The organism is Pseudarthrobacter sp. AL07 (assembly GCF_029960665.1).
Lineage (GTDB): Bacteria > Actinomycetota > Actinomycetes > Actinomycetales > Micrococcaceae > Arthrobacter.
In genome coordinates this window covers 94809-107263 of the sequence record NZ_JASBRB010000004.1, presented here as the reverse complement: position 1 = coordinate 107263, position 12455 = coordinate 94809, and the positions used below count along the sequence as shown (strand labels likewise).

Below are 12455 nucleotides of genomic sequence, written 5' to 3'. Positions count from 1 at the left end.
CTCTCGAACTGAACCCCGCCATCACCGCAACGGCGGGAACCACCGCCAACACCGTTCCCCACCTCGCGCCCGAGCGCTGGGCTACGGCCAACCGCCATCTGGTCCGCAAGGCGCTCGCCGAATTCCTGCACGAACGCATCCTGGAGCCGCAGCGCCTGGGCTCCGGCGGGGGTGCCACGGGTGCGGAAGTGCCCGCGGTATACGCGGTGCGAAGCGACGACGGCTCAACCACGTACTCGTTCACCGCACGCGTGCTGGAACTGGAGCATTGGTCGGTGGACGCAGCTTCCATCCGCTGCACCCGGGGCGGCGAGGACGCCGCCCCGGACGCGCTTTGCTTCATCACCGAGTTCAGGGGCACCCTGGGCATCCGGGAGGAGATGCTCCCGGTCTACCTCGAAGAGATCAGCAGCACGCTGGCCGGGCATTCCTACAAGCAGTGGCAGGGACAGCCATCCGCCGAAGAGCTCGCGGCAGGGGTCACCGGCGGCACCGACCCCGCAGCAGACTTCCAGGCCATCGAACGCAGCATGACGGAGGGTCACCCGTGTTTTGTGGCCAACAACGGCCGGCTGGGCTTCGGCGTCAGCGACTACCGGGCGTTCGCGCCGGAGACCGGAGCCTCCGTCAGCCTGGAGTGGATCGGGGTCCATCGCAGCAAGGCTGTCTTCACCTCCAGCGCCGGGCTGGACTACCGTGCCCACCTGGAGGCCGAGCTCGGCGCCGCCGCGCTGCAGTCGTTTGACGCTGAATTCGCAGCCCAGGGTGTGGACCCCGCGCAGTACTTCCTGATGCCGGTGCATCCCTGGCAGTGGGAGAACAAGCTCACCGTCACGTTCGCTGCCGAGATCGCCCAGCAGCACATCATCCATCTGGGGACAGGGACTGACAGCTACCAGGCCCAGCAGTCCATCCGCACGTTCTTCAATACAGCCGCGCCCGCCAAGAGCTACGTCAAGACGGCGATGTCCGTCCTGAACATGGGCTTTATGCGCGGACTCTCGCCCCAGTACATGAAGGCCACCCCGGCCATCAATGACTGGCTGCAAGACCTGATCCGGGCAGACGCGGCCCTGCAGAAGCGCGGCGTGGCCATGATCAGCGAGATCGCGGCGATCGGCTACCACAACAGCTACTACGAGGCCGCGTCCGCCAAAGGCTCGCCCTACGGGAAGATGCTGTCAGTGCTGTGGAGGGAAAGTCCGCTCCCTCTGCTGGAGGACGGCCAGCAGCTGGCCACCATGGCGTCGCTGCTGCACGTCGATTCGGCCGGCAAGCCGATGGTGTCTGCCCTGATCGAGCGTTCCGGACTGGAACCGGTCGAATGGCTGCGCCGCTACTTCGAGGCTTACCTCGTCCCGCTGATCCACTGCCTCTACCGGTACGAACTCGCCTTTATGCCGCACGGAGAGAACGTGATCCTGGTGCTGAAGGACGGCGTCCCAGTGCGCGCGGTTATGAAGGACATTGCCGAGGAAATCGTGGTGATGGGGCGCCGCCTAGACCTGCCCGAGGAGGTGTCACGGATCCAGGTGGACATTCCCGACAGCGAAAAGGTCCTGGCCATCTTCACGGATGTGTTCGACTGCATCTTCCGTTTCCTCGGCGCCCTGCTGGTGGAGGACGGCAAACTCAGTGAGGAGGAGTTTTGGGGCACGGCCGCCCGGGTTATCCAGGACTACCAGGCGGAGAACCCGGAGCTCGCGGACCAGTTCGTCCGCCACGACCTGTTCGTGGCTGACTTCGAACTGTCGTGCCTGAACCGGCTGCAGCTGCGGAACAACCAGCAGATGCTTGACCTCACCGACCCGTCCGGCGGGCTGCAGATGGCGGGCCGGCTCGCCAACCCCCTGGCAAGGTTCGCTTAGTCTGGGCATATGGAGACACCAACCACAGCTCTCGTCACAGGTGCAACGGCAGGGCTGGGCGCGGAGTTCGCCCGCCAGCTCGCGCAGGAAGGCCACCACATGGTGCTGGTGGCCCGCGACGCCGCCCGGCTCCAGCAGATCGCTGACGAACTCGAGCGTGATTACAGCGTTTCCACTGAGGTGCTGCCCGCCGACCTGACGGACGACGCCGGGGTGGCTGCCGTCGTCGGGCGTCTTACGGACGCTGCACGGCCGGTTGAGGTCCTGGTGAACAATGCGGGGATCGGGCTGCTGCATTCGTTCGAAAAAAATTCCCTGGAGGACGAGCGGAGGCACCTTCGCCTGCACGTGCAGACCCCCATGGAGCTCTGCCATGCCGCCCTGCAGGGGATGCTGGAGCGGCATTCCGGCCGAATCATCAACGTGGCCAGCGTGGCGGCTTTTGCCAACCGCGGCAGCTACTCGGCTGCGAAAGCCTGGCAGGTCAGCTTCAGCCGCTGGGCCAACATTGCGTATGGACCAAGAGGCGTGCATGTCACGGCACTGTGCCCCGGATTTACGCACACAGAATTCCATGACCGCATGGGCATGGACAAATCGGTCGCGCCGCACTGGATGTGGCTGCGGGCGGACTGGGTGGTCCGGGACGGGTTGGCGGACAATGCAAGCGGGAAGGGCGTTTCGATCCCCACCAAACGCTACAAACTGGTGGCGGCCATCTCGCGATTGCTGCCGGCGCGGCTTACGTCCGGGCCGCCGCGACGCCCGAAACAGTAGTCTTCCGCGGTGCGCGGACCGCAATCACCACCGCGATGCCGATCGCCGCGCCTACAAGGGTTTCCACCGCGCGTTCGGTGACCAGCAGGCCCGGGTCCGCGGGCGCGGCAAGCTGCGTCATGAGCAGGATCACCGGCGTGAAGAATGCCATGGCCCAGCCGTAGTGCCGCGCCATGAACAGCTCGGTGGAGAACTGGAATGCGATCACCAACAGCGCCAGTACGGCCGCGGTGTGGCCGGGGAAATATTGCAGCGGCGACAGCGGACCAGGGAAAAGGACGACGGCGACCAGCGCCAAACCGAGGAACGTCCCCACGATGCGGTGGATCCCGCGGTGAACGCGGCTGGGCAGGTCGGCTCCGGCAAGCGGGACGGCGGCCGCGGCCATGGCCCAGTGCGGGTGGCCGCTGCCGCTCAGCACTCCGCAGGCGCCGGCGGCGCCGACGGCCAGGACATAGCGGGCTGCGTGCACCAGCGCGGCCTGACGGATTTCGCCGCTGAGACGCGGAACGTCCCGCATGGCGCCCGCTTGCCAGGTCCGAACCCGCAGCCAGCCGGCGAAGCCCACAAGGATTGAGAATGCAGCCGAGGCTGCACCGATCAGCACGGCCGTCAGGAACGGCACGTTCGTCGGAACCGAGGCGCAGGCGCCTAGTGCCAGGATGCCGAAGAACGGTCCGTTCGGCTTGAGCTGCACCTTGTCGGAGAACAGGGACCCGATGCCGGCCAGCAGAGCCTCCACCAGCACCAGCCACCAGGAGTGGATGTGGTTGAGGGACAGGAATACGCCCACCGTGATGCCGCTGACCAGGACCACTGCCGCCTGCGCCTGGTGCTTGAGGCGCAGCTGATGGGATTCCGAGCGTCCGTACATGCCGGTCAGGGCGCCGAACACTGCGTACATAGTCAGCTCTGGGCGGCCGATGACCAGGAGTGCCAAGGAGGGAAGCGCCACGCTGAGGGCAACCCTTACGGCCGAGAGCCGGTCGTTGTTCGCCGGGCCCAGCGCGTGCAGGGTTCGGGCATGGGCCATGACTCTGCGCACAGCAACACCACCTTTTCTTCAAGCCCGTGTTCGAAAATTAGCAGAAGCCCGGAAGGGCCACCATTAGCTGGGTCACAGGGCGTCGCTAAGGCCCGCCCTGCGTGCTTCCCCCAAGGAAAGCGTGCGGGACGGGCCTTTGAGCGCGGGCTACAAGACGGCCCCGTCAGGCCGGTTTTGTTTTTGCGGTGCTTAACTGTGTTGCTTAGACTCCGGCCGGGACCTTAGCGGCCGCGGCATCGGTGGCGTCCTGGGATTCGAACGGCATGTCGGCCAGGTCGATCAGCGGGTTCTCGTCCTGGGTTGCTACCAGTTCCTTGGCTTCCGCCTGGGTGTCCACGCTGGGCATGGAGCCTGGGAGCGGACGCTTGGCCGATTCCTTCAGGAAGTAGATGGCCACAGCCCCGATGGCTGACGTCAGCATGAGGTAGTACGCGGGCATCATGTCATCGCCCGTGGCCTTGATCAGCGCAGCAACGATGAACGGGGTGGTTCCACCAAAGATGGCAACGGCGAAGTTGTAGGCGATACCCATGGCGCTGTACCTGTTGGCTGTCGGGAACTGCGCGGGCAATGCCGAGGCGAGGTTCGCAACATAGAACGTGACCGGGAAGGCGATCAGCGAGAGGCCCGCCAGCGTGGACCACACCTCACCGACACCGATGAGGAGGAACGCCGGCGTGGCCAGTACCACGGTGCTGATGGCGCCGATCCACAGCACGGGACGGCGGCCGATTCGGTCGGACAGCTTCCCGGTCAGGGGGATGCAGAGGCTCATGATCACCAGTACAGGGATGGTCAGCAGCGTTCCGTGGACGGGATCGTAGCCTTTGGACTCAGTGAGGTACGTCGGCATGTAGGACGTCAAGGCGTAGCCGGCGGTGTTGGCAGCGGCGACAAGGACCATCGCGACGATGAGCGAGCGCCAATAGGCCTTGACGATGCCGACCGGTGACTTGGCTGCGTCCACGTCAGCTGCTGCTGCGGCCTGCCCTATGGATTCCTGGGCATCCAAGGTGGCCTGGAACTGAGGGGATTCCTCGATCTTGTTCCGGAAGTAGATGGCGATGAGGCCCAACGGCCCTGCAATCAGGAAGGGTATGCGCCAGCCCCATTCCTCCATGGCTGTCTGGCCAAGGGTCAGCTGCAGGACAGAAACAAGTGCCGCACCCAGGGCAAAGCCAAGGTAGCTGCCCATGTCCAGGAAGCTTGCAAAGAATCCACGGCGCTTATCCGGGGCGTATTCGCTGACGAACGTGGTGGCGCCTGCGTATTCACCGCCGGTGGAGAAGCCCTGTATGAGCTTCAGGACTACCAGCAGTACAGCGGCCCAGATTCCGATCTGCGCGTATCCGGGCAGGAGTCCGACGGCGAACGTGCTCGCAGCCATAATCATGAGTGTTGCGGCGAGTACCTTCTGGCGCCCGATCTTGTCGCCGAGCCAGCCGAACACGATGCCGCCGAGTGGACGGGCAATAAACGTGGCCGCGAACGTTCCAAGCAGGAACAGCGTCTGGACGGACTTGTCGGCCTCGGGAAGGAAGACGGGTCCCATGGTGGTGATCAGGTAGCCGAATACGCCGACATCGAACCACTCCATGGTGTTACCCACGATGGTTCCGCCGAGCGCTTTCTTAAGCATGGGCTGGTTGACCACGTTCACGTCGGACTCTTTGAGTCGGCGACGCGTAAGGATCTTAGGTTTCCGCGCACTTGTTGGCGCGGTGGGTCGTACGTTGTTGGGTCCTGCATTGTTGGTTCTGCTGGCGTTGTTCACGCCTGCTGAAGAGTCGGTCGTGCTTCGGTCTGTGGGCATTTGGGCGACTCCTATGGAGGTCATTTGCTTGCGACTTGTAGCTGCCCCGCTCTGGGCAGGCTTTCAATTTTACGCGGATTCCATGGCAAATGAGAGTTTTGTACCGTAAAGTGCCCTCCTTGAAGAGGGTTTCCATCGGCTTTCAGGGACTTCTTTTGGCTGGTCTCGCCCCGTCATCACTGGGATTCGGGCGGTTCAGGCCCATCGTTACCGAATCTTTTTGTTCACGTCGCATTTTTTAGGCCATTTTCCCCTGATTTGCGCGGGAAAGTGACGGCCGCCACGGCCATCCGGGCACCAGCCCAGACCGCTAGACGGCCCTACATGCGGGCCGGAAACCGGGGGTTCACAACCCAGGCTGAAACTGCCTATTGTTGAGCCATGGGAACACTGATTTTTGAGTAGTCGGACGCCTGCGGCCTGGTACCACAGGCCTCGTCCAGCTGATCTCGTCAGACACACTGATTCTCCTCAGAAAGGTTCCACCACATGACTGAAAACAACACTCCCAGCCAGCCCGACCCCGCGCAGGACGACGCCGACACCAAGGGCATCCGGGCCGGGCTCACCGAAGCGCAGCGGGCCATGCTCGCCAGCAAATCCCGGGGCGGCGACGCCGGACTGCAGAGCGTCGGCAAGAGCCACAAGCCCACCCACGCCAGCGGCAAGCAGGGCCCGGCGGAGAAGAAGGTCCGCTGGTAATTCCAGCGCCCGGACAGCACGCCAGACCTACTATTGGTAACCACTTCATTTCATTGCGGAAGGAAGAAAAAATGGCTGAAAAACATGCTGGAGCAAAGATTGAGCCGGAGGTCGCGGGCCATCTCGCGGCAGCCATGGACACCCCGTCCATGCCTGACCCGGCCACCATTGCGGTGACCGCGGCGATGGCTGGCGAACAGCAATGGCCGGACGGCAACGGCAAGCACCGGCACCCCAAAGAGCGGGATGCAGGCCACGGCCGCATGGGCCAGGAAGCTGCAGTCACGGCCGTGCACCGCACCGGCCGCCCGCAGATGCCGCACTCGTCCTAGGAACACCTGCGCAGCCGACGCGCATCTGACCTGACGACACAGAAAAGGCCTGGCGAGACCCAAATTCGGGCGTCGCCAGGCCTTTTCTGTGTCCCAGGAGATTTTGCGAGTCCTGGAGGAATTTGCGCGTCGGCTGCTCAGCAGCACGAGGCCGCCGCGCTAGGCTTCCGGCAGCACTTCGTCGGCGGTTTTGTCCAGCCGCCAGCCCCGCCACACCGGATGCCGGAGCTTCCCGCTGCCTGTCCATTCCCCGAAAGTCACCTCGCCGACCAGCCGGGGCGTCACCCAATGGGCGTCCGAGGCATCCTCAACGGGAACGTCCTCGAACGGTGACGTCTTGCGGGCCAGATGGTCCACCTTCTGCCGCAGTCCCTCCAGTTCCCGGGTGCTGAACCCGCTGCCCACCCGGCCAACGTAGCGCAACTTGTTGCCGTCAGGGATCCCCACGAGCAGCGACCCTACTGAGCTCTGCCGCCCGCCTTTGCCGGCCCGCCAGCCACCCACCACAACTTCCTGGGTCTGGTGCAGCTTGATCTTAATCCATGTCCGGGTCCGCCGCCCGCTGACGTAGCGGCTGTCGGTCCGCTTCGCCATGACACCCTCAAGCCCCAGCTCCTGCGCACTTTCCAGAATGTGCTCGATCCTTTCGTCCAGGACCGGAGACAGCTCCACCGGGCACCCCGAAGGCCGATAAAACTGCTCAAGGCGTTGCCGCCGCTTGACGAGCGGCAGCCGGCGAAGGTCCTCGCCACCGTCGGACAGCAGGTCAAAGAGCACCAGCCGGACCGGGATGTCTGCGCGGGCCTTGGCGACGTCGCCGGGCCGGGTCAGCTTCATGCGCCCCTGAAGCAGCCCGAAGTCGGGCTTCCCGGAAGGCCCGACGGCGATGATCTCACCGTCGGCAACAAACGGTCCCGCCGGCCAGCAGGACCGGTCCGTCAGCTCCGGGTAGGTTGCGGTGACGTCGATGCCGTTGCGGCTGAAGATCCGGACCTTCTTTTCGTCCGCGACCAGCAGGGCCCGCACGCCGTCCCACTTCAGTTCAAACTGCCAATCGCTACCGTGAAGGTCGGCGGCGGTCCCGGAAGTTGCCATCATGGGACTGAAATCCGCCGCCGGTTCATCCTCCACGTGGGCTCGCCGTGGATGGAATGTGTGGTGGTCCTTGTCCATCAGGTGGATGAGCCATTGCCCTTCAGTGTCCCTGCCCTGCCCGCGGCCGGTGTGGATGAGGGCGAACTTCCGGGTGCCGCCCAGGCCCCCGCCCTCGGCGCCGGTCAGGGTGGCGATGACCTCGCGGCCGTTGATCCATTTCTCCAGTTCATACGTGCCGTGGTCCCAGATGGTGACCTCGCCGGCGCCGTACTGGCCCTTGGGAATGGTGCCCTCAAAAGTGGCGTAGTCCAAGGGGTGGTCTTCGGTCTGGACCGCCAGGTGGTTCTTCCCGCCGGATTCCGGGACGCCCTTCGGCAGGGCCCACGACACCAGCACACCCTCGTGCTCCAGCCGGAAATCGAAGTGCAGCCTGCTCGCGTGGTGCTCCTGGATCACGAAGGTGTCCCCGGTTCCTGAGGCGCCGGAGAACGAGGTGCCGGAGAACGGTTCCGGCGTCGCGTCCGGGTCCCGCATCGACCGGTACCGCTCCAAGCGGGCGTGTGCGCCGACGTCGTCCGTCCCTTCGCCCGAAGGACCCAGGGAACGTGCGTCCCCCGTGTGCCCGGCACCGCTGGCGACGGCGGCGAACGGGTCCTTGCCCGCCTTGACCCGGCGCAGCACGGCTTTGTAGTCGAGGTGCTCGAGCTTGGGGGAGCCGATCTCCTGCCAGGTCCGCGGGGCAGCCACGGTGGGGGTGAGGCGGCCGCGCAGGGAGTACGGCACGATGGTGGTTTTGGCGGCGCTGTTCTGGCTCCAGTCCACCAGTACTTTGCCTTTGCGCAGCGTCTTTTTCATGTCGCTGACGGCGAGATTCGGGTGGTCCGCTTCCAGAGCGCGGGCCAGTTCGTGGGCAAAGTCCGAGATCTGATCGGAGGTCTGCGTGCCGTCAAGGCGGGCGTAGAGGTGGATGCCCTTGCTGCCGCTGGTCACCGGCACGGGTTCCAGGCCCACGTCCTGCAGGATGGCCCTCGCAAGGAACGCAACCTCGGCGCATTCCGCCAGGCCTGCGCCGTCGCCGGGATCGAGGTCAAGGACCAGGCGGTCCGGGTTGAGCTGCTTGCCGTGCGAGTCCACCTGCCACTGGGGGACGTGGATTTCCAGCGAATTGATTTGGCCGAACCAGGTGAGCGTGGCGGGATCGTTCACCATCGGGTAGTAGATGGTCCGGTCCTTGTGTGTGATGGCGGCGCGGGGGAGCCAGCCGGGCGCTGAATCCTCCAGGTTCTTTTGGAAGAACACCTCGCCGGGCTGTCCGGGGGAGCCCACGCCGTTGACCCACCGCTTGCGGGTGGCGGGCCTGTTGGCCGCTGCGGGGATCAGGACATGGGCCACGGCGGCGTAGTAGGCCAGGACGTCGGCCTTGGTGGTGCCGGTCTCCGGGTAGATGATTTTGTCCAGGTTGGTGAGGTTCAGTTCCCGGCCTGCCACCCTGACACGCTCTTTAGGGCCGGCCATGGGTCTTCACCTCCGGCCCCACGTGATGTTCACTTGAGGGATGAGAGCCATCTGGAAAGGTGCCATCGCGTTTGGCCTGGTGAACGTGCCCGTGAAGGTCTACAGCGCCACCGAGGACCACGACATCAGCCTCCACCAGGTCCACAATGCCGACGGCGGCCGGATCCGGTACCAGCGCCGCTGCGAGGTGTGCAGCAAGATCATCGACTATTCGGACATTGACAAGGCCTTTGAGGACGACGGCCGGACGGTGGTCCTGTCCAAGGACGAGCTCAAATCCATCCCGGCGGAGAACAGCCACGAGATTGAGGTGGTCCAGTTTGTTCCGTCGGAGCAGCTCGAACCCATGATGTTCGAGAAGAGCTACTACCTGGAGCCGGATTCCAAGTCGCCAAAGGCCTACGTGCTGCTGCGCCGTGCGCTCGAGGATACGGACCGCGTGGCCATCGTCCAGTTTGCCCTGCGCGAAAAGACCAGGCTGGGGGCGCTGCGCATCAAGGACGACGTACTGGTCCTGCAGTCCCTGCTGTGGCCCGACGAGGTCCGGGAGGCCAGCTTCCCGGCCCTGGACACGTCCCTCCGGATTTCGGCACAGGAACGCGAAATGTCCGCTGCCCTGGTGGAGTCCATGGCCGCCGATTTCGAACCCGGGCACTTCACTGATGACTATCAGGTGCAGCTCCGGAAGCTCATCGAGGCCAAGCTGGAGAAGGGCGATTCGCTCGATACCGACGAAACGTTCGGCGCAGAAGCGGGTGAGGGTGGCAACGGCGAGGTCATCGACCTGATGGAGGCGCTGAAGCGCAGCCTGGAGCGGAAACGCGGCCGCGGGAAGGCTGCCGCGTCTGCGGATGCGGGCTCCGGGGATACGGCCTCCGGAGACGCGGACGACGACGACACGGAAGCGAGTGCCGACAGTTCCGGCGCGAAGGCTCCCGCCACAGCCGGTGCCAAGACTGCAAGTACGAGGAATGCTCCCGCGAAGTCCTCCGGAACCAAGGCCTCCGCCGCGAAGCCCGCGGCGAAGGGTGCCACAGCGCGGGCGCGAAAGGGCGCTTAGAGCAGTCCGCGAGCAGTCTGTGGTGGTGGGGATGGCCGCCACCTAAGAGCTCCGCAGGGCGGAGATAAGCTCGCTTTTCTTTTTGGCTGAGTAACCAGCGAGGCCTATCTCCTTGGCTTTGGCCTTTAGTTGCGGGACGGTCCAATCGTCGTAATCGCCGGCTTTCCCACCCTTGCGTCCTACCGCTGAGCGGCCTTTGTTGGCGGCCGCGTTCGAGATGCGGGCGGCCTTCTGCTTGGACGCGCCGTCGTCCCGCAGTTCCTCGTACAGTTCAGGATCTTTCAGGCTCGGGTTCTTCTTGCCGGGCATGTGGTCCTCCTTCGCCGGGTCCGGGATGAGCACCGTATTGGCTGGTCAGGCTTCCACGCTAATTCCGGGACTCTGGAAACACAAGGAAGCAGTAAGGTTGCTTGCTTCCGTGTTGGTCCTTTAGCTCCAGGCGCTTTACAGCCCGCCCTGATGCGGCCACAATGGGTCGCATTACAGCCCTGTGGAACAGCCTGCTATCACTTGAAGCCTGTCAAGGGAAAGCCTGTCAAAGGAGAGGGGCGCCACCATGAATGACAATGCGGACGTAGACGAGGCCGACCGGGCATTGAAGCAAAAGCACCGGACCATGTGGGCCTCAGGGGATTACCCGGCACTGGCCAGTGAGCTGGTGCAGGACCTCGGAGCCATTCTGGTTGATGCCTGCGGAATCAAGCCGAAGCAGCACGTTTTGGACGTGGCCGCCGGCGCCGGCAACGCGGCCATCCCTGCAGCCATGATGGGCGCGCATGTGGTGGCCAGCGACCTCACCCCGGAACTGTTCTCCGCCGGGCGTCGGCAGGCTGCCGATCGCGGCGTCGGGCTTGAATGGGTGGAAGCGGACGCCGAGGCGCTGCCGTTCGAGGACAATTCGTTTGACGTGGTCACGTCCTGCCTGGGCGTGATGTTCGCTCCGCACCATCAGGCCGGAGCGGACGAAATTGTCAGGGTGTGCAAACCCGGCGGCACCATCGGCCTGCTCAACTGGACGCCCGAAGGCTTCATCGGAAGGATGTTTGCCACCATGAAGCCGTTCGCGCCGCCGCCTTCGCCCGGCGCCCAGCCGCCGCCGCTGTGGGGGAGCGAGGATCACGTGCGGGAACTCTTCGGGAGCAGGATCACCGATATCCAGGCGAAGAAGCGTTCGCTGGCCATCCGCAGTTTCCACCAGCCGGAGGACTTCCTGCGGTACTTCAAGTCCCACTACGGCCCCACCATCTCGGTCTATAAGTTCATTGGCGATGACAAGGACAAGGCGCAGGCCCTGGACAAAGCGCTCACCGAACTGGCCGATTCCTTTGGCGAGGCCCACGGCGATGCCGTATGGCAAATGGAATGGGAATATCTGCTGTTGACCGCCAAGGAGGCCCGATAGTGCCCGGGAACCATGTGGCCACATCCACCATCACCATCGAAGCTCCGGCGGACCGCGTCTGGAAGGTCATCACTGATCCGGCCGCCGTCAAGGAGTTTATGTTCGGCGCGGACCTGGAAACCGACTGGACGGAAGGAAGCCCCATGGCCTGGCGCGGGCAGTGGGAAGGCAAACCCTACGAAGATAAGGGCGAGATCCTCGAGGTAGACCCCGGACGAAGACTGGTCCACACGCACTTCAGCCCGCTGGGCGGTCAGGAAGACAAGCCGGAAAATTACCACACGCTCACCTGGACCCTGGAGGGCCAGGGCGGTGCAACAACACTCACGCTCTCGCAGGACAACAACGCCGGCGAAGACGCAGCCGAACACTCCAAGGGCATGTGGGACATGCTCGTGGCGGACGTCAAGAAGATCGCAGAACGCGGCTAAGAAACCAGCGGCCGCCGTCGTACCTTCCCAGGAGAGGGGACAGGCGCGACGGCGGCCGCTGGGGTCAGGCTGTTTACTCGGCGTCGTGATCCGTTTCCAGGATCTGGACCAGACGCTCCAGGGCGTCATCCGCGCCGGTACCTTCTGCGCGGAGCACCACAACATCGCCGTGGGCGGCACCCAGGCTCATGAGGGACAGGATGCTGGCGGCGTCCATTGCCTCATCCACCGGCTCGCCCTGGCGGGCGATGGTGATGTCCAGATCGAACTCGCCGGCGGCCTCGGCAAAGATGGCGGCGGGGCGGGCGTGCAGGCCTACTCGGCTGGCGACGGTTGCGGTGCGTTCTGACATTTGTGCTCCTTTGACTTTCGGCGAGTCCGTTGGTTCAGCGCCGGGGGTGGTGGTGCGGTGCGG

The 12455-nt window shown here is 64.5% G+C and carries 12 protein-coding genes; 7 read left to right on the top strand and 5 right to left on the bottom strand.

Annotated features, from left to right (window positions below):
- Positions 1-8: 8 nt before the first annotated feature.
- Both QK290_RS05785 and QK290_RS05780 read left to right on the top strand, forming a co-directional pair.
- Complete coding sequence (locus tag QK290_RS05785; protein WP_282329867.1) at positions 9-1868, top strand: IucA/IucC family siderophore biosynthesis protein; 1860 nt, start codon at positions 9-11, stop codon at positions 1866-1868.
- 9 nt (positions 1869-1877) lie between these two features.
- Positions 1878-2645: an SDR family NAD(P)-dependent oxidoreductase gene (locus QK290_RS05780; protein WP_282329730.1), complete on the top strand. Its 768-nt coding sequence runs from the start codon at positions 1878-1880 to the stop codon at positions 2643-2645.
- On the opposite strand, the gene QK290_RS05775 is transcribed toward QK290_RS05780, so the two are convergent.
- Both QK290_RS05775 and QK290_RS05770 read right to left on the bottom strand, forming a co-directional pair.
- A complete protein-coding gene (locus QK290_RS05775; protein ID WP_282329728.1) occupies positions 2611-3690 on the bottom strand; it encodes an FUSC family protein in 1080 nt (359 codons plus the stop codon). The two genes, QK290_RS05780 and QK290_RS05775, sit on opposite strands and share 35 nt — an antisense overlap.
- Positions 3691-3892: 202 nt before the next feature.
- A complete protein-coding gene (locus tag QK290_RS05770) occupies positions 3893-5503 on the bottom strand; it encodes an MFS transporter (RefSeq protein ID WP_282329727.1) in 1611 nt (536 codons plus the stop codon).
- Positions 5504-5992: 489 nt separating this feature from the next.
- Here QK290_RS05770 and QK290_RS05765 point away from each other — a divergent pair, with 489 nt between their 5' ends.
- Both QK290_RS05765 and QK290_RS05760 read left to right on the top strand, forming a co-directional pair.
- Positions 5993-6205 (top strand): hypothetical protein, encoded by a 213-nt coding sequence (locus tag QK290_RS05765; RefSeq protein ID WP_282329726.1) that lies wholly within the window; start codon positions 5993-5995, stop codon positions 6203-6205.
- 71 nt (positions 6206-6276) lie between these two features.
- Positions 6277-6537, top strand: a complete 261-nt coding sequence (locus QK290_RS05760; protein ID WP_282329725.1) for a hypothetical protein — start codon at positions 6277-6279, stop codon at positions 6535-6537.
- Positions 6538-6696: 159 nt separating this feature from the next.
- Here the strand turns inward: QK290_RS05760 and QK290_RS05755 are convergent, their stop codons facing one another.
- Positions 6697-9147, bottom strand: a complete 2451-nt coding sequence (locus QK290_RS05755; RefSeq protein ID WP_282329724.1) for an ATP-dependent DNA ligase — start codon at positions 9145-9147, stop codon at positions 6697-6699.
- A gap of 40 nt (positions 9148-9187) precedes the next feature.
- Here QK290_RS05755 and QK290_RS05750 point away from each other — a divergent pair, with 40 nt between their 5' ends.
- On the top strand, positions 9188-10207 hold the full coding sequence (locus tag QK290_RS05750) for a Ku protein (RefSeq protein ID WP_282329723.1): 1020 nt from the start codon (positions 9188-9190) through the stop codon (positions 10205-10207).
- A 42-nt stretch (positions 10208-10249) separates the two neighbouring features.
- On the opposite strand, the gene QK290_RS05745 is transcribed toward QK290_RS05750, so the two are convergent.
- On the bottom strand, positions 10250-10516 hold the full coding sequence (locus QK290_RS05745) for a Rho termination factor N-terminal domain-containing protein (protein ID WP_282329722.1): 267 nt from the start codon (positions 10514-10516) through the stop codon (positions 10250-10252).
- 247 nt (positions 10517-10763) lie between these two features.
- On the opposite strand from QK290_RS05745, the gene QK290_RS05740 reads away from it, so the two are divergent.
- Together QK290_RS05740 and QK290_RS05735 are read left to right on the top strand one after the other, a co-directional pair.
- Complete coding sequence (locus QK290_RS05740; RefSeq protein ID WP_282329721.1) at positions 10764-11609, top strand: class I SAM-dependent methyltransferase; 846 nt, start codon at positions 10764-10766, stop codon at positions 11607-11609.
- On the top strand, positions 11609-12040 hold the full coding sequence (locus tag QK290_RS05735; RefSeq protein ID WP_282329720.1) for an SRPBCC domain-containing protein: 432 nt from the start codon (positions 11609-11611) through the stop codon (positions 12038-12040). The genes QK290_RS05740 and QK290_RS05735 overlap by 1 nt, the downstream gene beginning before the upstream one ends.
- A 73-nt stretch (positions 12041-12113) precedes the next feature.
- Here QK290_RS05735 and QK290_RS05730 read toward each other — a convergent pair whose 3' ends face one another.
- Positions 12114-12392, bottom strand: a complete 279-nt coding sequence (locus QK290_RS05730; protein WP_193340868.1) for an HPr family phosphocarrier protein — start codon at positions 12390-12392, stop codon at positions 12114-12116.
- Positions 12393-12455 lie beyond the last annotated feature (63 nt).

What these genes read in the sequence shown, in the direction of transcription:
- QK290_RS05745 (WP_282329722.1), bottom strand. Translation starts at nt 10,516, where the DNA reads ATGCCCGGCAAGAAGAACCCGAGCCTGAAAGATCCTGAACTGTACGAG.
- QK290_RS05755 (WP_282329724.1), bottom strand. Translation starts at nt 9,147, where the DNA reads ATGGCCGGCCCTAAAGAGCGTGTCAGGGTGGCAGGCCGGGAACTGAAC.
- QK290_RS05780 (WP_282329730.1), top strand. Translation starts at nt 1,878, where the DNA reads ATGGAGACACCAACCACAGCTCTCGTCACAGGTGCAACGGCAGGGCTG.
- QK290_RS05740 (WP_282329721.1), top strand. Translation starts at nt 10,764, where the DNA reads ATGAATGACAATGCGGACGTAGACGAGGCCGACCGGGCATTGAAGCAA.
- QK290_RS05730 (WP_193340868.1), bottom strand. Translation starts at nt 12,392, where the DNA reads ATGTCAGAACGCACCGCAACCGTCGCCAGCCGAGTAGGCCTGCACGCC.
- QK290_RS05765 (WP_282329726.1), top strand. Translation starts at nt 5,993, where the DNA reads ATGACTGAAAACAACACTCCCAGCCAGCCCGACCCCGCGCAGGACGAC.
- QK290_RS05760 (WP_282329725.1), top strand. Translation starts at nt 6,277, where the DNA reads ATGGCTGAAAAACATGCTGGAGCAAAGATTGAGCCGGAGGTCGCGGGC.
- QK290_RS05750 (WP_282329723.1), top strand. Translation starts at nt 9,188, where the DNA reads ATGAGAGCCATCTGGAAAGGTGCCATCGCGTTTGGCCTGGTGAACGTG.
- QK290_RS05770 (WP_282329727.1), bottom strand. Translation starts at nt 5,503, where the DNA reads ATGCCCACAGACCGAAGCACGACCGACTCTTCAGCAGGCGTGAACAAC.